This window comes from Spirillospora sp. NPDC048824, assembly GCF_043198455.1.
Lineage (GTDB): Bacteria > Actinomycetota > Actinomycetes > Streptosporangiales > Streptosporangiaceae > Spirillospora.
In genome coordinates this window covers 382,154-402,000 of the sequence record NZ_JBICUS010000003.1, presented here as the reverse complement: position 1 = coordinate 402,000, position 19,847 = coordinate 382,154, and the positions used below count along the sequence as shown (strand labels likewise).

The following is a 19,847-nucleotide window of genomic DNA, read 5'->3' as shown; positions in this document are numbered from 1 at the left end:
CGCACCTCGGCCATCAGCGCACCTCGGCGGAGAAGCGGCCGGGGGAGAACGGCGCGGCGACGCCGGGGACGGGCTCGTCCAGGAGCATCGCCGACAGGATGTCGGCGCTCACCGGGGTCAGCAGGATGCCGTTGCGGAAATGCCCGGTGCCGACGACGAGGCCGGGGAGCGCGGACGGGCCCATCACTGGCGCGTTGTCGGGGGAGCCGGGACGCAGTCCGGCCGAGACCTCGGCGAACTCCAGTTCGGTGATGCCGGGTACCAGCTCGCGGGCGTCCCGCAGCAGCTCCCAGAGTCCGCCGGCGGTGACGCGCGTGTCGAAGCCGAGTTCCTCCTGCGTGGCGCCGAGGACGATCTCGCCGTCCGCGCGCGGCACCAGGTAGACCGAGGAGCCCTTCACCAGCCCCCGCGTGGCGCGGCCGAGGAACGGCGTCCGGGTGCGGAGGCGGATCACCTGGCCCTTCACCGGGCGGACGGGTGGAACGGTCCCGGGAGGCAGGCCGTCGAGGTCGCCCGACCACGGGCCGGCGGCCAGCAGCACCCGGTCGGCGGGGATCACCGTCCCGTCGTCCAGCCGTGCCCCGGCGGCCGCGTCGTTCGCCACGGCGATGCCGGCGGCCCGGCGCCGGACGAGCCGGACGCCCGTCTTCCCGGCCGCGGCCAGCAGGGCCGTGGTCAGTCTGCGCGGGTCGATCGAGCCGTCCTCGGGGGCGTGCAGGCCGCCGCGGACGCCGGGGGCGAGCATGGGCTCCAGCCTCCGGCACTCCCGCCCGGTCAGCGCCTCGGCGGGGATGCCGAGGCTCTCCTGGAAGCGGCGCAGCTCGTCCAGGTACGTCAGGTCGTCGGAGTCGAACGCGACCTGGAGGATCCCGTCGGTGCGGTAGCCGGTCTCCAGGCCGGTCAGCTCCTCCAGTTCGGCGGCGAACGCGCCGTACCGGTCGCGGGAGGCGAGGCCGAGCCGCAGCAGCGGCTCCTCGCCGTAGGTCACCTCGCTGACGGGTGTCAGCATGCCCGCCGCCACCGATGACGCGCCGCTCGCGGGCTCCGGATCGACCAGGGTGACGCGGGCGCCGGCCGCCGCGGCCCGCCAGGCGGTGGCCAGGCCGATGACCCCGGCGCCTATGATCACGATCTCCATGCGCGCTCCCTTCGCCGGCATGATCCGGATCAGGTCGTGGCGGTCGGCGGCCCGTTCCAGCCGCCCTCTCAGCCCGGTCGCACCGGACTCCCGCGCTTCTGCTGTTTTATCCGGTTCCACTCTACGACCTCGGTAGCGTGCGCAGCTGTCTGGACGATCGTCCGAGCCTCGATCGCGCCCCGTTAGGGTGACCTTATGGACAGGGTCATCGTCGTGGGCGGAGGGCTGGCCGGCGTGCGCGCCGTGGAGGTCCTGAGGAACAAGGGGTACGAGGGCGCGCTGACCCTCGTCTCGGCGGAACGGCACCGGCCCTACGACCGGCCGCCGCTGTCCAAGGCCGTCCTCGCGGGCGACTCCGACGACACGACGGTCGACGTCGACTGGGACGCCATGCGCTGCGACCTGCTGCTCGGCGAGCGCGCCACCGGCCTGCGCCTGGACGAACCGGGACGCGGCGGCATCGTCGCGTCCACGGTGGGCGATCTTCCGTTCGACGGGCTGGTCATCGCGACCGGCGCCGTCCCGGTCACGCTGCCGGGGGACGGGCGCCAGCACGTCCTGCGCACCGTCGACGAGGCCCGCGAGCTGCGGTCCCGGCTCACCGGGGGCGCGCGGATCGTCATCGTGGGGGCGGGCTGGATCGGCGCCGAGGTCGCCACCACCGCAGCCGGGAAGGGCTGCGCCGTGACCGTCGTCGAGGCCGCCGACACCCCGCTCGAGGGCGCGATCGGTCCCGAGGTGGGCGCGCTCACCGTCCCGTGGTACGCCGAGGCGGGCGTCGAGCTGCGCACCGGCGTCAAGGTCGCGGCCGTGCAGGACGGCGGTCTCCTGCTGGCCGACGGCACCCGGATCGAGGCGGACGAGGTCGTCGCCGGCATCGGCGTCCGGCCCGCCCTGTCCTGGCTGGAGGACTCGGGGCTGCTGCTGGAGCGCGGCGTGGTGACCGACGGCTCGTTCCGCGCCTACCAGGGCGAGGAGGAGCCCGGCTCGCTGCGCCCGGACGTCGTGGCCGTCGGCGACTGCGCCGCGTGGTGGTCGCGGCGGTACGGGCGGCGGCTCCTCGTCGAGCACTGGGACACCGCCCTCAACGCCCCCGAGGTGGCCGCCGCGACGCTCCTCGGCGAGGACGCCGTGTACGACGCCGCCCCGTACTTCTGGTCCGAGCAGTTCGGCCGCATGGTGCAGTACACGGGCAGTCACGCCGCGTCCGAGCGGATCGTCCACCGCGGCGACCCGGCCGGCCGCAAATGGGCGGTGGCGTGGCTGACCGGCGACCGCCTCGACGCGGTCCTCACCGTCGACCGGCCGCGCGACCTGGTGCAGGCGCGGCGCGTCATCGCCGCCGGGACGCCCGTGGACCCCGGCGCGATCGCCGACCCCGGCGTGCCCCTCCGGCAGGCCGTTCGCTGAAGGCGATCAACGCCGGGACGTTACGGCTGTGCAGGGGGTTTGAGGGTTCCGAAGGAGTGGTAGCAAGGGGGCGTGACGCAGATGCACGCAACCGTTGACAGCGCACTCGACCCCCGGACCGACGCCCTCGCGGGCGAATGGCTCTCCCTGCGGGAGGCCGCCGAACGACTCGGGATCAAGCCCAACCGGATCAAGCAGCTCATCAGCGAGCGCAGGCTCCTGGCGGTGCGCCGGGAAGGAACCCCCATGGTGCCCGCCGCCTTCATCAAGGACGGTCAGGTCATCAAGGGGCTGCCGGGCACGCTGACGCTCCTGTCGGACGCGGGCTACGACGACGTGGAGACGATCCGCTGGCTGTTCACCGCCGACGACACTCTGCCGGGGACGCCCGTGGACGCGCTCACGGAGAACCGGGGGACCGAGGTCCGCCGCCGCGCCCAGGCGCTGGCCTTCTAGGGCGCCCGCGCCGTCCGGCCGAGGGCCGCCCCCGGGATCCGGCGGAAGACAAGGCACGTGACACGATCGCGGGGTCGTGCGCGGCGGGACGTGACCGCCGCGCGACCCCGCGATCTCTCCTGTGGAAGGACGGACTCCGGCCGTGTCCAGGCATCTCCCCTCCGAACGCGCCGTCGCGCTGCGCGCCCGGCTCAGCCGGTCCCGCCTCTACCTCTGCACGGACGCGAGAGAGCGCCAGGGGGACCTGCCCGCCTTCCTGGACGCCGTGCTCGCGGGCGGCGTCGACCTCGTCCAGCTCCGCCAGAAGGGCCTGGAGGCCCGGCAGGAGATGGAGTACCTGGAGACCTTCCGGGCGGCCTGCGACCGGCACGGGGCACTGCTCGCGGTCAACGACCGGGCCGACGTCGCGCACGCCGTCCGCGCCGACGTGCTGCATCTCGGCCAGGACGACCTGCCGGTGGCCGCCGCCCGGGAGATCGTCGGCGGCGACATGCTGATCGGCCGGTCCACGCACTCGGGCGAGCAGGCGTCCGCGGCCGCCGCCGAGCCGGGCGTCGACTACTTCTGCGCCGGCCCGGTGTGGCCGACCCCGACCAAACCGGGCCGTCCCGCGCCCGGCCCCAAGCTGCTCGAATACGTCGCGGCGCAGCGCGTCGCCCGCCCCTGGTTCGCGATCGGCGGGATCGACCTCGGCAACCTCGGTGCGGTGACGGCCGCGGGCGCGGGCCGGGTCGTGGTGGTACGGGCGATCACCGAGGCCGGCGATCCGGGCGCCGCCGCGGCGGAGTTCGCCCGCCGGCTCGCCGGCTGACCTCCGTGTGGGGATTTGACCCGTATCACGGTGCGGGCCGGGGCCCGATCGCGGACAATGGGATCATGAGCGTGGGACCCGACGACGACCGGCCGGTGAATCTCGGCGACGAGCTGGAGATCCTGCCCGACCAGACCTCCGACGACACCGACGTCGGATGGGGCGAATGGCGCGGCGGCGACGACGACTCGCGCCTCCTGGAGGACCGCCCCCCGCACTGGTGACGCCGGGCCGCGCGGATCCGGACCACGGCTGGAATACGGCTGGAACAAGGCTAGAACAGCATGCCCAGGGCGAACCCGGCGACGACCACGGCGGCGAGCGCGACCATCATCCGCCACCGGTAGCGCGGGATCCTGGTCGGCCGCGGTTTCGTCATCGGTCCCTGCCCTTCGCGTAGCGCGCGGACGATCTGCGGCGCGGTCGGCCGGGCGGCGGGGTTCTTGTCCAGGCAGCGGGCCGCGAGGTCGCGCAGCGGGCCCGCCATGTCGCCGAGGTCGGGCCTGCGGGACGTGACGCGCCGCATGACGGCCGCGCTCGGCCCGGTGCCGAACGGCGGGCGCCCCGTCGCGGCGAACACCATCGCGGCGCCCCAGGCGAACACGTCCGCGGGCGGCCCGACCGGCTCGTCCTCGATCTGCTCCGGCGCCATGTACGCGGGCGTGCCGACCGGCCCCGTCGTCAGCGGCGTGTCGAGCGCGGCGTCGGCGGTGCGGGCGATGCCGAAGTCGATGACCTTCGCGCCGTCCGGGCCGAGCAGCACGTTGCCGGGCTTGAAGTCGCGGTGCACGATCCCGGCGCGGTGGATCGCGGCCAGCGCCGCCGCCGTCCGGAGCGCGACCTTGCGCAGCTGCGGCGCGGGCAGCGGACCGCGGTCCTCGACGATGTGCTGGAGCGGCGGCCCCTCGACGAACTCGCTGACGATGTAGGGCCGGTCGCCGGTCATGTCCGCGTCCAGGACGCGCGCGGTGTGCCGCCCGGACACCTGCAGGGCCGCGTCCGCCTCCTTGACGAAGCGGCTGCGCGCCCGGTCCCCGGCCGCCGTTCCGCCCCGCAGCAGCTTGACGGTGACGAGCTCGCCGTCGCCGTCCCGCCCGAGGTAGACGACGCCCTGCCCGCCCTCGCCGAGCCGCCCGAGCAGCGTGTAGCCGCCGAGGCCGCGCGGATCGTCGGGGCCGAGCGGCGTCTCGTGTCGCCGGTCCGGTCCGTGCGGCGGACGGGCCGCGCCGCCGCGCCGCGGCCCGTCCACCGCACGGGCGGGCCGCGTCTTGGCCGGGTGGCCGGAGTGACCCTGCCCGGCCCGCGCGGGCCGGGCGGCGGGCCGCGCGGGATGGGGGTTCGTCCTCCCGCGGGAGGTGTCGTGCGGCAAAAGAGGCTCCGACTCGGCGGGGACGGACGAAGATTTCCTCATTTGTACCGTGTAACCGGGGCGTACGGCAGAGGAACCTCGATCTTTCCCTTTACCGGCACCCTCCGAGCGTCCCCGTCTGGGCGATCTCCCGCGACGAGGAGCCGACCATGACCCTGTAGCAGCCGTCTGCGACCTTCCACGCCTTCGCGCCTTCGTTCCAGTAGGCGAACGAACGCGGGGACAGCGGGAACGTCACCCTCGTGCTCTCACCGGGGGCCAGTGCGACCTTCGTGTAGCCCTTGAGCTGCTTGGGCGGCTGCGGGACGTCCACGCCCGGCGACGGCATGCCGATGTACAGCTGCGGGACGGCGATGCCGGCGCGCCGGCCGGTGTTCGTCACCGTCACCTGCACCGACTCTGTGCCGGCCTCCAGGCCGCTGTAGCCGAACGTGGTGTAGGACAGCCCGTGCCCGAACGGGAACCGCGGTGTGATGCCCCTCGCGTCGTAGTGCCGGTAGCCGACCATGACGCCCTCGGAGAGCGCGATGGTCTCGTCGACGCCGGGATACTGCGCGGGGTTCGCGGACGCCGGCGCGTCGTTCTCGTTGACGGGGAACGTCACCGGAAGCCGCCCGCCCGGGTCCACGTCGCCGTACAGGACGCGGGCCAAGGCGTTCCCTGCCTCCTGACCGGGATACCAGGCCTCGACGATGCCCTTCACCTGCCCGGCCCACGGTGTCAGCACCGGACCGCCGGTGTTGAGCACGACGATGGTGTTCGGGTTGGCCTTGGCGACCTCGGAGATCAGCCCGTCCTGGTCGCCCCTGAGCGGCTCGCCGCACTCCAGCGTCAGGCACGACTTGTCGAAGAACTCGCCCTGGCCGTCGGTGGCGAACACGATCGCCACGTCCGCCGCACGCGCGGCGTTCGCCGCCGCACCGCGGTCGTCGCCGTTGTTGAACGTGATCTGTGTTCCGGACCCCGCGCGGCGCGCGATGCCGTCCTGCGCGCTGACCGTGGTGAACGGGACGACCTGCGCAGAACCGTGCCCGCTCGGGCTCTGCTGCGCGGCCCGGCCGATCAGCGCGATCGACTCCGGGGCCTTCAGCGGCAGGATCCCGTCGTTCTTCAGCAGCGTGATCCCGGCCTCCTCGACCTTCCCGGCCGCGGTCTCGCTCGCCGTCCGGTCGATGCGGGTGAGGTCGTTCGGGTACGCCTGCCGGTCGAACACCCCGAACTCGAACATCGTCCGCAGGACGTTGCGGACGTGCCCGTCGATGGTCGCCTGCGTGACCTTCCCCTGCCCGGCGGCCGTCTTCAGCATGAAAGCGTTGTACCTCAGGCCGACCGGCAGTTCCATGTCGAGCCCGCCGTTGGCCGCGTCGGCGGCGTCCTTGGGGGCGAAGTGGTCGGAGGCCACGTACCCCTTGAAGCCCCACTCCGACCGCAGGATCTTGTTGAGGACGGTGTCGTCCTGGCAGGCCCACCGGTCGTTCAGCAGGCCGAACCCGCACATGACGGTCGCCGCGCCGCCCTGCTTCACGGCGGCCTCGAACGGCGGCAGGTAGATCTCCCGCAGGGTGCGCGGGTCCACCTTCATGTTCAGCGACAGCCGGTCGGTCTCCTGCGTGTAGACGGCCAGGTGCTTGACCGACGTCATCACGCCCTCGGCCTGCGCGCCCTTGATCCAGGGCACCCCGAGGGTCGCCGACAGGTACGGGTCCTCACCGAAGCCCTCGAACGTCCGGCCGTTGCGGGGGGTGCGCAGGACGTCCACGGTCGGGCCGAAGACGACGTCGTTGCCGCGGTGCCTGGCCTCCCACGCCACCGTCCGGCCGTACAGCTTCGCGGTCTCCGCGCTGAATCCCGCCGCGAGCGCGATCGGCGCGGGCAGCGCCGTCGCCTTGCCCTGCCGGACGCCCGCGGGCCCGTCGGCCATGTAGACCGGGGGGATGCCGAGCCGCTCGATCCCGTTGTTGGTGTCGGCGTGCGCGGTCTCGAAGTACCCGCCGAGCGGGCCGCCGAAGATGTCGTCCGCCGCGAGCATCGCGATCTTCTCGTCGGCGGTCATCTCCGGCAGCAGCAGGTCCGTCCGCCGGTCCGGTGTCAGCGAGGTGTCGCACCACGGCCGCTGCGCCGGGTCGCCGCACCGTCCGGTGTCCGCGCGCGCGTCATCGGGGGCCGACACCGCCGCCAGCGCCAGGACGGACGCGAGCACGCCCGCGGCCGGCAGCCATTTCCCCACCCGCATCAGTGCTCCTCCTCGTTCCGCACGCGCCCCTCGTCCTGCACGCGCTCGCCGAACCGGCGTGGACGGCTCGGTCCACGTCGCGGCGCAGGGTCGAAGCGCGGGACGCGGTCGCCCGGGGTGTCGGCACACATGGCGACATTTCTGCCACCAATCGGTGGGAAAGTTCTAGTCCACCGGGGAAATTTGACCGGATCGTGTCACTTGAGGGCTCAGGTGCTGCGTGCGGTGGCCGCCACCGCGAGTTCCGAGAGTGCCGCGTGGGACTCCCCGTCGACGGGCGCGGAGCGCAGCGCCTCCTCCGCCTCGGCCAGGTAGCGCTCGATCATCTCCTCGCAGGCGGCGAGCCCGCCGGCCTCCTCGATGATCGCGCGCAGCTCGTCCACGCCGGCGCGGTCCAGTTCCGGGTCGCCCAGGCGCCGCCGCACCGCCGCGGCCTGCGCCGCGGACGCGCGTTCCAGGGTCAGGGCGACCAGCACCGTCCGCTTGCCCTCGCGCAGGTCGTCGCCCGCGGGCTTGCCGGTCTCGGCCGGGTCCCCGAACACGCCGAGGACGTCGTCGCGGAGCTGGAACGCGATGCCGAGCGGCAGGCCGTAGCCGGTGAGTGCGGCGGTCACGTCCGGGCGGGCCCCGGCGAGCGCCGCGCCGAGATGCAGGGGGCGCTCGATCGTGTACTTGGCGCTCTTGTACTCCACCACCCGCAGCGCCGTGGCGACCGTCGCCTCGCCGCGCGTGCCCTCCAGCATGTCGAGGTACTGCCCGCACATGACCTCGGTGCGCATCAGGTCGTACACCGCCCGGCCGCGCCGCCTGCGGTCGCCGTCCAGCCCGCACGTCTCGAACATCTCGCCCGACCAGGCCAGGCACAGGTCGCCGAGCAGGATCGCGGCGCCGCCGCCGAACGCCTCCGCGTCGCCCGGCCACGCCTGCGCGCGGTGCAGCGCCTCGAACCTGCGGTGGACGGACGGCTGGCCGCGCCGGGTGTCGCTGGAGTCCATGACGTCGTCGTGGATCAGCGCGCTCGCCTGCAGCAGCTCCAGGGACGCGGCCGCGGCCACGATGCCGGGGCCGTCCTCGCCGCCCGCGGCGCGCCACCCCCAGTAGCAGAACGCGGGACGCAGCCGCTTGCCACCGCCCAGCAGGGCGTCCAGGGCGGACACCATGGGCGTGAGATCGTCACTGATGGTCAGCAGGGCCGGGCGCTGCCGGTCGACGAAGGCCAGGAGCGCCTCGTCGACCTCCTTGCGGATGCGGCTGGTCGACATGCCGTGATCGTATCCACGTGGGTGGATTCAACCGTCCATCGGAAACGTGAGATGTCGTTAGATCTTCAGAAATGCGCCCATTATGGCCGTGCGGTGTGCCGAGCATCACTCCGATCGGCGGGTGCGCCGGGCTTCTGTAGGCTTGGGGAATGCGACGTCTGCGGCCGAATCGTCCCCCCACCGTCCGGGAGCTCCTGGCCTCCGGCGGCAGGTCCTTCTCGTTCGAGTTCTTCCCGCCCAAGACCGACAAGGGCGCCCTGAACCTCTGGCGTGCCATCCGGGAACTGGAGTCCCTCCACCCGACCTTCGTGTCCGTGACCTACGGCGCCGGCGGCGGCACCCGCGACAAGACCGTCGACATCGTCGAGCGGATCGCCACCGACACCACGCTCACCCCCGTCGCCCACTTCACCGCCGTCAACCACTCCCAGGCCGAGCTGCGGAACCTGATCGGGCGGTTCGCCTCCGTCGGCGTCCGCAACATCCTCGCCGTGCGCGGCGACCCGCCCGGCGACCCGATGGGGGAGTGGGTCAAGCACCCCGACGGCGTCGCGTACGCCTCCGACCTCGTCCGGATGATCCGCTCCTACGGCGACTTCTGCGTCGGCGTGGCCGCGTTCCCCTACAAGCACCCGCGCTCACCCGACGTCGACAGCGACGTCCGCCACTTCGTCGAGAAGTGCCGCGCCGGCGCCGACTACGCGATCACGCAGATGTTCTTCCGCGCCGAGGACTACTTCCGCCTCCGCGACCGCGTCGACGCCGCCGGCTGCGACGTGCCGATCCTGCCCGGCATCATGCCGGTCACCCAGATGAGCACGATCGAGCGGTCCGAGCAGCTGTCGGGCGCGCCGTTCCCGCCCGAGGTCAGGGCCCGCTTCGAGGCCGTCGCCGACGACCCGGAGGCGGTGCGCCGCCTCGGCGTCGAACACGCCGCCGAGCTGTGCCGCGAACTGCTCGACCAGGACGCCCCCGGCATCCACTTCATCACCTTCAACAAGTCCACGGCGACGCGCGAGGTCTACGGGCTGCTGGACGCCGGCGCGTACGGCGTCAAGGGCAGCGCCCCGCCCATGACCGCGTAGCGGGGCCCGCCGCCGGGGAACTCGAAGCCGGTCAGCAGATCGACCATGCCGACCGAGCGGTAGAGGGAGCGGGCCGGCGTGTCCGGCCGCCTGTCCAGCGTCGACAGCACGACGGTCCGCTCCGGCCTGCCCTCGCACAGCGCGTTGAGCAGGCCCCGTCCCAGGCCCCTGCCCTGGGAGTCCGGGTGGACGTGAAGCTCCGCCACCTCGAACGTGTCGTCCAGCCACCGCTCGGCGTGTCCGGGCCCCTCCAGATCGCTGAGCGCCTGGAAGACGACGTCATGCCACCACTGGCCGCGCGTCCCGTGGAACCCGTACGCGAACCCCTGGACGGGGCCCGCCAGCACGGGCAGCGCGCCACGCCGCTCCACCACGAACGCCCGGAAACCGGGATGCGACGCGTGCCGCTCCATGATGGTGTGGCGGCCGGGAATCTGCTCGTTCGGCGGTTCCATCGCGGCCGCGTACACGTCCAGCATGGGGTTGAGCCTGCGCAGAAAGGCGCGTTCGTCGATCTCGCGCAGCTTCGGGTCCCTCACGCGACTGAGACTAGACCCGGGGGATGGTCCGCGGTGCAGCGCAGAGCCGATCGCCGGCGCCCCAGGTGACGCGGCCGGCGGCCTTTCCGGCCGTCCGTGTCACCGGCCGTCGAGAGCCCTGCGCACCGATGCGTCGTCACGGGCCACGACGGCGGCCCCGCCGGTCAGGACGATCGGACGCTGGATCAGCACGGGGTTCGCCACCATGATCTCGATCCACCGGGCCCGGTCGCGTTCGAGGTCCTTCAGCCCGAGTTCCTTGGCGACCGGCTCGTTCAGGCGTGCCACGTCCCACGGCTCGGCGCCGATCCGGGTGAGCACCGCGTCGAACTCGTCCGCCGTGGGCGGCTCGTCCAGGTAACGGCGCTCGGTGTACTCCACGCCCGCCTCGTCCAGTGCCGCCTTCGCGGCCCGGCTCTTCGAGCAGCGCGGGTTGTGCCAGAGCTCCATGTCACTCATTCTCGCGTCACTCCACTTCCGCCGGGGTGCCCCCGGTGATCCTCAGCAGTTCCTCATACGACGTGGGGAAGACGGTGTGCGGGTGCCCGCCGGCCGCCCAGACCCGCTCGTACTTGTCCAGCCAGACGTCCACGAGCGTCCGGACCGGCGCGGGGTGGCCCAGCGGCGCGACGCCGCCGATCGGCTGCCCCGTCGCCTCCCGGACGAACTCCGGCGACGCCCTCTTCACCTTCGCCGCCCCCACCAGCGACGCGACCTTCGCCGTGTCGACGCGGTGCGCGCCGCTCGTCAGCACCAGCAGCGGCGCCCCGTCGGCGTCGAACAGCAGGCTGTTGGCGATGGCCCCCACCTCGCAGCCCAGCTGCTCCGCGGCGGCCTGCGCCGTCCGCGCGGAGTCGGGCAGCTCGACGACGGCTCCCGTCGCGCCCTGGTCGAGCAGGGCCTTCGCGACGCGTTCGGCATTCGGGTGCATGGGAAGCACTTTAAGCTCAGCGCATGCGCGGAAGACCGATGGGCATGCGGAAGAGCGCGGTTCTGCCGATTGCGGCCGTCCTCCTGGCGAGCTGCAGCGGGACGGACGAAGCGGCCCCGCCGCCGCCGAAGACCTCACCGGCCGCGAAGCCGGCCACGCCGACGCCCACGCCGACCCCCACGCACCGCGAGTTGAAGCCGGGCGCGAAGGGCTCCGATGTCGAGGAGCTTCAGCGCCGCCTCAAGCAGCTGCGCTACGACCCGGGCAAGATCGACGGGAAGTACGGGCCGTCCACCCAGATGGCCGTCTGGGCGTTCCAGGCGGTCAACCGCATGAAGCAGAAGGGCACGCTCGGCAAGTCGTTCCGGGAGGCCCTGGCCGACCCCGAGGAACCTCGCCCGGTGGCCAAGAAGCGCGAGAAGGACCGCGTCGACGTGGATCTGAAGCGCCAGTACCTCGTCGTCTACAAGGACGGCACGCCGCGCCTCATCACGCACGTCTCGTCGGGCTCGGGCGAGCTCTTCTGCACCGAGGACCGCGGGTGCCGGTACGCCACGACCGGCACGGGCGACTTCCGGACGGGACGCCGCTTCTCCGGCTGGGAGACCTCGCCCCTGGGACGGCTCTACAACCCGGTCTACTTCAACGGCGGCATCGCCTTCCACGGCGCCCTGAGCGTGCCCAGGGACCCCGCCTCGCACGGCTGCGTCCGGATGCCGATGCACATCGCCGAGTACTTCCCGGACCTGCTCGGAACCAACGTCCCCGTGCACGTCAGGCGGCCTCGCTGAGGTCCCGCCGCGGAACCGTCGTACCCCGTTGTTCTCCTGCCGTCATGCCCGCTGACCTGCGGGATGCGACACCCGTTCGAACACGTTGACGAATCGTCGTCAGGGCGGTTTACTGGTCATGCGTCGAACTTATGTTCGACGTGGTGCGGGACTCGCGGCCCGCGCCAGGGCGACGTCCCCGCCGTTCGCGGTGTTTCGGCGGGACGGACGGCCGGGCGGAGTGAGGGGAAGCTCTCCGCCCGGCCGGCCCGAGCCCCGGAAGGAGGCAGAAATGTCCGGACCGATGACCGCACGCGGAGTCCACTCCGCCGCCCAGTCCGTCCCGCCACCGAGCCCGCGGCACCGTCCGCTGCCCGCGCCGCGCCCGGCGCACACGGCGGTCGGCCAGCTGCATGCCGCCCGCATGGGCCTCGCGGAGGCCGCCGAGGCCACCTCGCCCGCCGTCCGCTACGTCTGCGCCCACCTGGCCGCGCTGCGCGCCGCCGCCGCGGTGCTGGCGTCCAAGGAACCGCTGGAGACCCACCGCCGCGGGCGTCCCCGCAGCGTCTGGGTGCTGCTGCCCGAGGCCGAGCCCGCACTGCGCGAGTGGGCCGCCTTCTTCGCCGCCGGCGCCGACAAGCGCGCCGCGGCGGAGGCGGGCCTGCCGCGCGCGGTCACTCCGCGTGAGGCCGAGGAACTCCTGCACGACGCCGACGTCTTCGTCACCCTCGTCGAAGACACCCTCGGCATCGTCGGCCAGCCGACGCTGCCCGTGCCCGAAGCCAGCTAGCCGCTCCTCGGGCCGTCCCACCTCCCCGGGACCGGCCCCGCCGGAGGCCGGGGCGACCGTCCCGCCGATCTCACCACAGGGCGGCGGCCCCGGCCTCCGGCGCCCTGGGCGATCGCGCCGGCGACGGCCGCAACCCCCCGAGCCGGCCCCGCCGGCGCGATCCCGCCCGCTCCCGCCCGCTCCCGGCCGCGCCGCCGCGCCGCCGCGCTCGCGTGCGGGCGTGCCGGCTCGCGTCGTGGCCGGTGGTGCCGCCCGTCCCGGTGGTGCCGGCGGTGCGGTCAGGGACCGTGGACGGGGCGGTCGCCGGAGGCCGGTTCGCTGAGGACCCCGTGCGACTGCAGGTGGTCGATCAGGAGACGGCCGATGTGCCTGATGTGTTCGGCCATGGCCTCGCGGGCGGCGCCGGCGTCACGGGCGCGGAGGGCGTCGAAGACGGCGGAGTGGTCGTGCGCCGAAGCCTCCGCCCACCCCTCGATGGTGCCGAAGAAGCCCAGCGGGACGTAGTGGACGGTCAGGTTGAGCAGTGACGCCATGCGGGACGACCCCGGCGAGCGGTTGATCGTCCGGTGGATCTCGTGGTTGAGACGGTCGACCTGCTCGGCGTCGCGTTCGCGGGCCGCGGCCTCCAGGCGGACCTGGACCCGCTGGAGGCGCTCGATCTCGGCGCCGTCCAGGGCGACGGCGGCGCGGGCGGCGAGTTCACCGGCGATGTACGCCTGCACGGCGAACAGGTCGGTGACGTCCTGCGCGGTGATGGGCAGCACCCGGAAGCCGCGGCGCGGCTCCCAGCGGACGGCGCCCTCGCTGTGCAGGATCATCAGCGCCTCGCGCACGGGGGTCGCGCTGATGCCCAGCTCGGCGGCCAGATGCTCGGTCCGGACGTAGTCCGGGGCGCGCAGCTCGCCGATCATGATGGCCTCGCGGACGTGGGAGGCGACCATCTCGCTGAGCTGGTGCCTGACGGCCGGCACGGGACGGCGCCCGGCGCGCGGCGCCTGGCCGACGGGCATGGTCTCCCCCGCTCTCCTTGCCGGAACGACGTGAGCATATCGTCGGGTGACCGCGCGGCCCCGCGGTGCGGGGCGGGGGCGCGCGACATCGCCGGACGGGCGGTGCATATTCTATAGAATCCGCCGACATCCACCGCGAGGAGCCGCTGTGCGCGACCGAGACGCCCTCTACATCGACGGAGCGTGGACCAGCCCGCTGGGCGGCGGGGTCATCGCCGTCGAGAACCCCGCGACCGAGGAGACCCTCGCCACCGTGCCCGAGGGGACCGCCGAGGACGTCGACCGCGCCGTCCGGGCCGCCCGGGCCGCGCTGCCCGCCTGGTCGGCGACGTCGTACGCGGAGCGTTCGGCGTTCCTCGGCCGCCTCCACGACGCGCTCGCGAGCCGCGAGGAGACCATCGCGCGGACGATCGCGAGCGAGGTCGGCACGCCGATGCGCATCGCGACCCGCATCCAGGCCGGGCTGCCGCGGACGGTGGTGGCCGGGTACGCCGAGATGATCGCCGGCGGAGTGCCGGACGAGCGCGTCGGCAACTCCCTGATCGTCCGCGAGCCGGCCGGCGTCGTCGCCGCGATCACGCCGTGGAACTATCCGCTGCACCAGATCACCTGCAAGCTCGCCCCCGCGCTCGCGGCCGGCTGCACGATCGTGATCAAGCCGAGTGAGATCGCCCCGCTGGTCGCCTACGAGCTGCTGGACGCCGTCCACGAGGCCGGGCTGCCCGCCGGCGTGGTCAACCTCGTCCCCGGATACGGCCAGGTCGTCGGCGAGACCCTCGCCACCCACCCCGAGGTCGACATGGTGTCGTTCACCGGGTCGGTGCGGGCGGGCTCCCGCGTCGCCGAACTGGCCGCCGGGACGATCAAGAAGGTCGCGCTGGAGCTGGGCGGCAAGTCCGCGAACGTCATCCTGGACGACGCCGACGTCAAGACCGCCGTGAAGGTCGGCGTCTCCAACGCGTTCCTCAACGGTGGCCAGACGTGCACGGCCTGGACGCGGATGCTCGTCCACCGGGACCTCTACGACCAGGCCCTCGAACTCGCCCGGGGTTTCGCGGAGGGCTTCGTCCCGGGGGACCCGCTCGACCCGTCCACCAAGCTGGGCCCGATGGTGTCCGGGGCGCAGCTCGACCGGGTGCGCGGCTTCATCGACACCGGCGTCTCCGAGGGCGCGCGTGTCGTGACGGGTGGAACCGCCACGCCGGACGGGTTCGACCGCGGCCACTACATCTCGGCGACCGTGCTGGCCGATGTCGACCAGGACGCGACGGTCGCGCAGGAGGAGATCTTCGGGCCGGTCCTGTCCGTCATCCCGTTCCGGGACGAGGACGAGGCGCTCCAGATCGCGAACAACTCCCGCTACGGTCTCGCGGGGGCCGTGTGGGCGGCCGACCAGGACCGGGCCGTCGCGTTCGCCCGCCAGGTGAAGACGGGTTCCATCGACGTCAACGGCGGCGCCTTCAACCCGATGGCCCCGTTCGGCGGCTACAAGCAGTCCGGCGTCGGCCGGGAGATGGGCCGCTTCGGCCTCGACGAGTTCACCGAGATCAAGACCATCCAGCTCTGATCCCCAGCCGAGGAGAACACCCATGGTCAAGGCCGTCGTCGCCACCGAGCCGGACGCTCCGCTGCGGGTCCGCGACATCGAACTGCCCCCGGTCGGCCCCCGGGACGTGCGGGTCCGGGTGGCGGCGGCCGGGGTGTGCCACTCCGATCTGTCGATGATCAACGGCACGCTCGCGCCGGCGTTCCCCCTCGTCCTCGGCCACGAGGCCGCGGGGACGGTCGCCGAGGTGGGCGCGGACGTGACGAAGGTGCGGCCCGGCGACCACGTCGTGCTGAACTGGGCGGCCGCCTGCGGCGAGTGCTGGTTCTGCGGGCAGGGCGAGCCGTGGCTGTGCAGCGCCGTGGAGGGCGCCGTGAGCCCCTCGTCCGGTGCCACGCTGGACGGCGCCGAGCTCTACGCGTGCATGGGCGTCGGCGGGTTCGCCGAAGAGCTGGTCGCCCCGGAACGCTCGGTGGTGCCGCTGCCCGCGTCCGCCCCGCTCGACCTGGGGGCGCTGCTCGGATGCGCCGTGCTGACGGGGATCGGCGCCGTCCGCAACACCGCGCAGGTCCGTGAGGGGCAGTCGGTGCTCGTCATCGGTCTCGGCGGCATCGGGCTGTCGACCGTCATGGGCGCGCGCCTCGCCGGTGCCGGGACCATCATCGCCGTGGACCGGGGGACCGAGAAGGAGGGCCTCGCCAGGGCGGCGGGCGCGACGCACTACCTGGAAGGCGACCCCAAGCTGGCCAAGCAGGTCCGCGCCCTGACGGAAGGACGCGGCGCCGACCACGCCTTCGAATGCGTGGGCAGGGCCGAACTGATCCGGACGGCCTGGCAGTCGGTGCGCCGCGGCGGCCAGTGCACGGTCGTCGGCGTCGGCGCCCGCGACGACGCCGCCACCTTCAACGCGTTGGAGCTGTTCCACTTCAACCGGCGCCTGACCAGTTCCGTCTACGGATCGTCCGATCCCGACCGGGACGTGCCGCTGCTCGTGCAGGAGATCGAGGCGGGACGGCTCGACCTGTCCACCCTGGTCACCCACCGCATCGGACTGGACGGCGTCGCCGAGGCGTTCGACCGGATGCGGGCCGGGCACGGCGCCCGCTCCCTCATCGAGGTCGCCCGATGACCCTCCCGCTCGCCGGGATGCGGGTGGTCGAGCTGTCCAGCTTCGTCGCCGTCCCGCTGGGCGGGATGACGCTCGCCCAGCTCGGCGCGGACGTGATCCGCGTCGACCAGGTCGGCGGCGGCCCCGACATCGACCGCTGGCCCCTCGCCCCGTCCGGCCGCAGCCTGTACTGGGCCGGGCTCAACAAGGGCAAGCGGTCCGTCACCGTCGACCTGCGCTCCCCGGAGGGCCGCGAACTGGTCGCGGGGCTCGTCGCCGAGAGCGGCACCGTCGTGACCAACGCGCCGCCACGCGACGGGCTCACCTACGAGGCGTTGCGCGAGACCCGTCCCGACCTCATCCACGTGCAGCTCCAGGGCCGCCGGGACGGGGGCAACGCCGTCGACTACACGGTGAACGCCGCCATGGGCTTCCCGTCCATCACGGGCCCGTCCGGCCAGGCGGGCCCGGTCAACCACGCACTTCCCGCCTGGGACATCGCGTGCGGCCTCTACCTCACGATCGGCCTGCTCGCCGCCGAACGGCACCGCCTGCGCACGGGCGAGGGCCGGAGCCTCCGCGTCGCGCTGCAGGACGTCGCCCTGGCCACGGCCGGGAACCTCGGCTACCTCGCCGAGGCCCAGCTCGGCGGGGTCCGCCCCCGGCTCGGCAACAACCTCTTCGGCGACTTCGGCCGCGACTTCGCCACCGCCGACGGCCGCGTCATGGTCGTCACCCTGACCCCCCGCCACTGGCGCGACCTGGTGGAGGCCACCGGGTTCGGCGAGGTCACCGCCGCCCTAGAACGCGCCCTCGACGCCGATTTCCGCCGCGCCGCGGACCGCTACACCTACCGCGAGACCATCGCCGGCGTCCTCGCCCCGTGGTTCGCGTCCCGCACCTGCGCACAGGTCGAGGACGCCTTGCAGAACACGTCCGTCCTGTGCTCCCGCTACCGGGACTTCGCGGAAGTGACCGCGGACCTGGGCACCGAACCCCTCATGGCCGCCCTGGACCAGCCGGGCATAGGCCCCCATCTGGCCCCGGGCTCCCCGCTGCGCCTCGACGGGACGTCCCCGCCCCCCGTCCCGGCCCCGGCCCTGGGCGAGCACACGGACGAGGTCCTCCAGGACGTCCTGTCCCTTTCCCCGGACCGCGTGAAGGCCCTCCGCGCCCGCCGCGTCACCGGCGAGTCGTGACCGGGACGCCGAGGCCCGGCGGCGGGTCAGCGGCGGCGGCGCCGGTAGGAGACCGCCAGGGCGGCGAGGAGGGGCGCCCAGGCCGCTATGGGAAGGTAGAGGAAGCCGACGAGCGTGTGGCCGGCCGGCGTCATGCCGTCATGGGGCATCGCCCACCAGGCCAGTAGCGGCGTCCACAGGAAGGCGAGGACGGCGACGCCCAACCAGGCGGGTATCAGGACCGCTATGGGCGGGATGTTCCTGCCGCCGATGAACGGGACCCGGCGGGGGATCACCTCGCCCCACCGCTGGACCAGGCCGAGCGCCAGCAGCGCGGCGCCCTCGGTGAGCACGGAGAGCATGATCAGGTAGAAGGGCCCCGAGAACCCGGGCGGGCGCACCGCCTGGAGGCCGCTGTCGGTGTAGCCGAGGTGGAAGCCCATGGCGAGGCCGAGCCGCCACAGAGCGGACGGCAGCGCGAGCAGCGTGATCGCGTGCGCGGCCCGGTGAGCCCAGCGGGGGGCGCGGCGGACGCGGGCGCCGCGCCCGGGGGAGGCGCCTACGCCGGCGAAGGCGTCCTCGGGAGCGGTTGCGGTCGTCATGGACACGATCATGCCCGCCGGGTCCGGCCGGGGCCTCCCGCCGCCGGGTGAGCCGCATCCCCCGGGCGGCGTATGAGATTGTTAGGCAGGCGAACTAAGGGAGGTCATGGTGTCGGCGCGGGGCGGGCGGGGGCTGGTGCCGCTGCTGGCGTTCCTCGGCGTGATGGCCTACTCGCTGTCCATGGCCGTCGTGACGCCCGCGCTGCCGCAGATCCAGGAGGGCCTGGACACGACGCCCGCCGGCGCCGCGTGGGCGCTCACCGCGATGACCCTCTCCGCGGCCGTCGCCACGCCGGTGGTCGGCCGCCTGGGGGACCTGTACGGGCCGCGGCGCGTCCTGCTGACCGTGCTCACGGTCGCCACCGTGGGAATGGTCATCGCCGCCCTGGCGCCGGACGTGCCGGTCATGCTGGCCGGACGGACCCTCGGCGGCGTCGGCAGCGGCGTCTTCCCGCTGGCCTACACGATCATCCGGGACGTCATCCCCGCCGCACGCAGGGCCTCGGCGGTCGGGCTGATGTCGTCCATGCTGGGGCTCGGCGGCGCCGTCTCCTGGTGCCTGGCGGGGCCGATCATCGACTTCCTGGGCTGGAGGTGGCTCCTCTGGGTGCCGGTCGCCGGTCTGGTGCCCGGGATCGTCCTCGCCTGGTGGATCGTTCCGCGCGCCGAATCCCGGGAGGCCGCCAGCGTCGACTGGTGGGGCGCGCTCCTCTTCGCCGCCTGGCTGGCCGCCGCCCTCACCGCCCTCACCCAGGGCATCGAGTGGGGCTGGACGTCCCCGGGCGTCCTCGGCCTGCTCGCCGTGTCGCTCGTGACGGCCGCCGCCTGGCTGTGGGTGGAGGGCCGCGTCTGCGAACCTCTCATCGACCTGCGGCAGATGCGGGCACGCGGCGTCTGGACGGCGCACGCCGCGTCGCTGCTGTCCGGCTACGCGCTCATGGCGGGCGGGCTTCTGTTCCCCCTCCTCGTCCAGCTCCCGGAGGGCACCGGCTACGGTTTCGGTGGAACGGCCACCCAGGCGGCCATGCTGCAACTGCCCGCCAGCATCGGCATGACCGCCGCGGGAATGACGGCGGGCCTCCTCGACCGGCGGATCGGGTCGCGCATGGTCCTTTTCGGCGGCGCGCTGATGACGGGTCTCGGGTACGCGTTCGTGGCCGCCCAGCACGAGGCCATGTGGCAGCTCTACGCCGGCGGCCTGGCCCGCGGGATCGGCCTGGGCCTGGCCTACGCCGCCGTCGCGAACCTCGTCGTCGCCGCCGTCCCCGCGAGCGAGACGGGCGTCGCCACCGGCATCAACACCCTCATCCGGACGGTCGGCGCCTCCCTCGGGCCCCAGATCAGCGCGGTCATCCTCGTGACGGTCCCCGGGGACGGCGGCTACACCGCGGGGTTCGGCATGAGCGCCGCCGTCATGGCCCTGGTCATCCCCCTCGCCCTCCTCGTCCCGCGACGGGGGCGCCGAGGCGGGGAGGCCCGGCGTCTCGCGGACGAGCCGCGCACCGCGCTCATGATGTCCCGGGCGGAGCGATAGCGGGGCGGGGCCCGCCGGGCGCCTGGACGCGCGACGGGGCCCGGCACGGTGCCGGGCCCCGTCGCGGTGGTGCGG

21 protein-coding genes and 1 riboswitch are annotated in these 19,847 nt (G+C 73.6%); of the genes, 11 read left to right on the top strand and 10 right to left on the bottom strand.

The features are described from left to right. Nucleotides 1-13 precede the first annotated feature (13 nt). Nucleotides 14-1,138 (bottom strand): glycine oxidase ThiO, encoded by a 1,125-nt coding sequence (gene thiO / locus ACGFIS_RS08275; RefSeq protein ID WP_392902651.1) that lies wholly within the window; start codon nucleotides 1,136-1,138, stop codon nucleotides 14-16. Further along, nucleotides 1,128-1,242: riboswitch (TPP riboswitch) on the bottom strand. It overlaps the preceding gene by 11 nt. A 91-nt stretch (nucleotides 1,243-1,333) precedes the next feature. Between thiO and ACGFIS_RS08270 the strand changes: the two genes are divergently transcribed. From ACGFIS_RS08270 to ACGFIS_RS08255, 4 genes are all read left to right on the top strand, one after another. Continuing rightward, nucleotides 1,334-2,548 carry an NAD(P)/FAD-dependent oxidoreductase gene (locus tag ACGFIS_RS08270; RefSeq protein ID WP_392902653.1) on the top strand — a complete coding sequence of 405 codons (1,215 nt, stop codon included), beginning with the start codon at nucleotides 1,334-1,336 and terminating at the stop codon, nucleotides 2,546-2,548. A gap of 81 nt (nucleotides 2,549-2,629) precedes the next feature. Further along, complete coding sequence (locus tag ACGFIS_RS08265) at nucleotides 2,630-3,004, top strand: Rv2175c family DNA-binding protein (RefSeq protein WP_392902655.1); 375 nt, start codon at nucleotides 2,630-2,632, stop codon at nucleotides 3,002-3,004. A gap of 142 nt (nucleotides 3,005-3,146) precedes the next feature. Continuing rightward, nucleotides 3,147-3,815, top strand: a complete 669-nt coding sequence (thiE, locus tag ACGFIS_RS08260) for a thiamine phosphate synthase (RefSeq protein ID WP_392902657.1) — start codon at nucleotides 3,147-3,149, stop codon at nucleotides 3,813-3,815. Nucleotides 3,816-3,880: 65 nt separating this feature from the next. Further along, nucleotides 3,881-4,039 (top strand): hypothetical protein, encoded by a 159-nt coding sequence (locus ACGFIS_RS08255; protein ID WP_392902660.1) that lies wholly within the window; start codon nucleotides 3,881-3,883, stop codon nucleotides 4,037-4,039. 50 nt (nucleotides 4,040-4,089) lie between these two features. On the opposite strand, the gene ACGFIS_RS08250 is transcribed toward ACGFIS_RS08255, so the two are convergent. The 4 genes from ACGFIS_RS08250 to ACGFIS_RS08235 form a co-directional block, all read right to left on the bottom strand. After that, nucleotides 4,090-5,226: a serine/threonine-protein kinase gene (locus ACGFIS_RS08250; RefSeq protein ID WP_392902662.1), complete on the bottom strand. Its 1,137-nt coding sequence runs from the start codon at nucleotides 5,224-5,226 to the stop codon at nucleotides 4,090-4,092. A gap of 49 nt (nucleotides 5,227-5,275) precedes the next feature. After that, nucleotides 5,276-7,417, bottom strand: coding sequence for a beta-glucosidase (locus ACGFIS_RS08245; protein ID WP_392902664.1), 2,142 nt, complete (start codon nucleotides 7,415-7,417; stop codon nucleotides 5,276-5,278). After that, nucleotides 7,417-7,548 (bottom strand): hypothetical protein, encoded by a 132-nt coding sequence (locus tag ACGFIS_RS08240; RefSeq protein ID WP_392970014.1) that lies wholly within the window; start codon nucleotides 7,546-7,548, stop codon nucleotides 7,417-7,419. Before ACGFIS_RS08240 ends, ACGFIS_RS08245 begins: the two co-directional genes overlap by 1 nt. A 78-nt stretch (nucleotides 7,549-7,626) precedes the next feature. Further along, complete coding sequence (locus tag ACGFIS_RS08235) at nucleotides 7,627-8,679, bottom strand: polyprenyl synthetase family protein (RefSeq protein ID WP_392902667.1); 1,053 nt, start codon at nucleotides 8,677-8,679, stop codon at nucleotides 7,627-7,629. Between the two features lie 149 nt (nucleotides 8,680-8,828). Here ACGFIS_RS08235 and metF point away from each other — a divergent pair, with 149 nt between their 5' ends. Then, nucleotides 8,829-9,764, top strand: coding sequence for a methylenetetrahydrofolate reductase [NAD(P)H] (gene metF / locus ACGFIS_RS08230; RefSeq protein WP_392902668.1), 936 nt, complete (start codon nucleotides 8,829-8,831; stop codon nucleotides 9,762-9,764). On the opposite strand, the gene ACGFIS_RS08225 is transcribed toward metF, so the two are convergent. The 3 genes from ACGFIS_RS08225 to ACGFIS_RS08215 all read right to left on the bottom strand — a co-directional run bounded on the left by ACGFIS_RS08225 (nucleotide 9,701) and on the right by ACGFIS_RS08215 (nucleotide 11,234). Further along, nucleotides 9,701-10,303, bottom strand: a complete 603-nt coding sequence (locus ACGFIS_RS08225) for a GNAT family N-acetyltransferase (RefSeq protein WP_392902669.1) — start codon at nucleotides 10,301-10,303, stop codon at nucleotides 9,701-9,703. The genes metF and ACGFIS_RS08225 overlap by 64 nt on opposite strands. 99 nt (nucleotides 10,304-10,402) lie before the next feature. Beyond that, entirely contained in the window at nucleotides 10,403-10,753 is a 351-nt protein-coding gene (locus ACGFIS_RS08220; RefSeq protein WP_392902671.1) for an arsenate reductase family protein, read from the bottom strand. 16 nt (nucleotides 10,754-10,769) lie between these two features. Continuing rightward, nucleotides 10,770-11,234 (bottom strand): YbaK/EbsC family protein, encoded by a 465-nt coding sequence (locus ACGFIS_RS08215; protein ID WP_392902674.1) that lies wholly within the window; start codon nucleotides 11,232-11,234, stop codon nucleotides 10,770-10,772. Nucleotides 11,235-11,257: 23 nt separating this feature from the next. Between ACGFIS_RS08215 and ACGFIS_RS08210 the strand changes: the two genes are divergently transcribed. After that, on the top strand, nucleotides 11,258-12,025 hold the full coding sequence (locus ACGFIS_RS08210; protein WP_392902677.1) for a peptidoglycan-binding protein: 768 nt from the start codon (nucleotides 11,258-11,260) through the stop codon (nucleotides 12,023-12,025). Nucleotides 12,026-12,296: 271 nt separating this feature from the next. Then, nucleotides 12,297-12,794 (top strand): SAV_6107 family HEPN domain-containing protein, encoded by a 498-nt coding sequence (locus tag ACGFIS_RS08205; protein ID WP_392902680.1) that lies wholly within the window; start codon nucleotides 12,297-12,299, stop codon nucleotides 12,792-12,794. Between the two features lie 278 nt (nucleotides 12,795-13,072). Here the strand turns inward: ACGFIS_RS08205 and ACGFIS_RS08200 are convergent, their stop codons facing one another. After that, entirely contained in the window at nucleotides 13,073-13,804 is a 732-nt protein-coding gene (locus tag ACGFIS_RS08200) for a GntR family transcriptional regulator (RefSeq protein ID WP_392902683.1), read from the bottom strand. Nucleotides 13,805-13,952: 148 nt separating this feature from the next. Between ACGFIS_RS08200 and ACGFIS_RS08195 the strand changes: the two genes are divergently transcribed. The 3 genes from ACGFIS_RS08195 to ACGFIS_RS08185 are packed head-to-tail and all read left to right on the top strand — an operon-like array spanning nucleotide 13,953 to nucleotide 17,657. Further along, nucleotides 13,953-15,371, top strand: coding sequence for an aldehyde dehydrogenase family protein (locus tag ACGFIS_RS08195; protein WP_392902684.1), 1,419 nt, complete (start codon nucleotides 13,953-13,955; stop codon nucleotides 15,369-15,371). Nucleotides 15,372-15,393: 22 nt separating this feature from the next. Then, on the top strand, nucleotides 15,394-16,479 hold the full coding sequence (locus ACGFIS_RS08190) for a Zn-dependent alcohol dehydrogenase (protein ID WP_392902687.1): 1,086 nt from the start codon (nucleotides 15,394-15,396) through the stop codon (nucleotides 16,477-16,479). Further along, nucleotides 16,476-17,657, top strand: a complete 1,182-nt coding sequence (locus tag ACGFIS_RS08185) for a CoA transferase (RefSeq protein ID WP_392902689.1) — start codon at nucleotides 16,476-16,478, stop codon at nucleotides 17,655-17,657. The genes ACGFIS_RS08190 and ACGFIS_RS08185 overlap by 4 nt, the downstream gene beginning before the upstream one ends. Nucleotides 17,658-17,683: 26 nt before the next feature. On the opposite strand, the gene ACGFIS_RS08180 is transcribed toward ACGFIS_RS08185, so the two are convergent. After that, entirely contained in the window at nucleotides 17,684-18,238 is a 555-nt protein-coding gene (locus tag ACGFIS_RS08180) for a hypothetical protein (protein ID WP_392902691.1), read from the bottom strand. Nucleotides 18,239-18,344: 106 nt separating this feature from the next. Here ACGFIS_RS08180 and ACGFIS_RS08175 point away from each other — a divergent pair, with 106 nt between their 5' ends. Next, nucleotides 18,345-19,772, top strand: coding sequence for an MFS transporter (locus ACGFIS_RS08175; protein WP_392902694.1), 1,428 nt, complete (start codon nucleotides 18,345-18,347; stop codon nucleotides 19,770-19,772). The last annotated feature ends 75 nt before the right edge of the window (nucleotides 19,773-19,847 follow it).

Bases quoted from the DNA above. Each gene is read 5' to 3' on its own strand.
- thiO (WP_392902651.1), bottom strand. From the start codon at position 1,138: ATGGAGATCGTGATCATAGGCGCCGGGGTCATCGGCCTGGCCACCGCC.
- ACGFIS_RS08270 (WP_392902653.1), top strand. From the start codon at position 1,334: ATGGACAGGGTCATCGTCGTGGGCGGAGGGCTGGCCGGCGTGCGCGCC.
- ACGFIS_RS08265 (WP_392902655.1), top strand. From the start codon at position 2,630: ATGCACGCAACCGTTGACAGCGCACTCGACCCCCGGACCGACGCCCTC.
- ACGFIS_RS08255 (WP_392902660.1), top strand. From the start codon at position 3,881: ATGAGCGTGGGACCCGACGACGACCGGCCGGTGAATCTCGGCGACGAG.
- ACGFIS_RS08250 (WP_392902662.1), bottom strand. From the start codon at position 5,226: ATGAGGAAATCTTCGTCCGTCCCCGCCGAGTCGGAGCCTCTTTTGCCG.
- ACGFIS_RS08245 (WP_392902664.1), bottom strand. From the start codon at position 7,417: ATGCGGGTGGGGAAATGGCTGCCGGCCGCGGGCGTGCTCGCGTCCGTC.
- ACGFIS_RS08240 (WP_392970014.1), bottom strand. From the start codon at position 7,548: ATGTGTGCCGACACCCCGGGCGACCGCGTCCCGCGCTTCGACCCTGCG.
- ACGFIS_RS08235 (WP_392902667.1), bottom strand. From the start codon at position 8,679: ATGTCGACCAGCCGCATCCGCAAGGAGGTCGACGAGGCGCTCCTGGCC.
- metF (WP_392902668.1), top strand. From the start codon at position 8,829: ATGCGACGTCTGCGGCCGAATCGTCCCCCCACCGTCCGGGAGCTCCTG.
- ACGFIS_RS08220 (WP_392902671.1), bottom strand. From the start codon at position 10,753: ATGGAGCTCTGGCACAACCCGCGCTGCTCGAAGAGCCGGGCCGCGAAG.
- ACGFIS_RS08215 (WP_392902674.1), bottom strand. From the start codon at position 11,234: ATGCACCCGAATGCCGAACGCGTCGCGAAGGCCCTGCTCGACCAGGGC.
- ACGFIS_RS08210 (WP_392902677.1), top strand. From the start codon at position 11,258: ATGCGCGGAAGACCGATGGGCATGCGGAAGAGCGCGGTTCTGCCGATT.
- ACGFIS_RS08205 (WP_392902680.1), top strand. From the start codon at position 12,297: ATGTCCGGACCGATGACCGCACGCGGAGTCCACTCCGCCGCCCAGTCC.
- ACGFIS_RS08200 (WP_392902683.1), bottom strand. From the start codon at position 13,804: ATGCCCGTCGGCCAGGCGCCGCGCGCCGGGCGCCGTCCCGTGCCGGCC.
- ACGFIS_RS08190 (WP_392902687.1), top strand. From the start codon at position 15,394: ATGGTCAAGGCCGTCGTCGCCACCGAGCCGGACGCTCCGCTGCGGGTC.
- ACGFIS_RS08185 (WP_392902689.1), top strand. From the start codon at position 16,476: ATGACCCTCCCGCTCGCCGGGATGCGGGTGGTCGAGCTGTCCAGCTTC.
- ACGFIS_RS08180 (WP_392902691.1), bottom strand. From the start codon at position 18,238: ATGACGACCGCAACCGCTCCCGAGGACGCCTTCGCCGGCGTAGGCGCC.
- ACGFIS_RS08175 (WP_392902694.1), top strand. From the start codon at position 18,345: ATGGTGTCGGCGCGGGGCGGGCGGGGGCTGGTGCCGCTGCTGGCGTTC.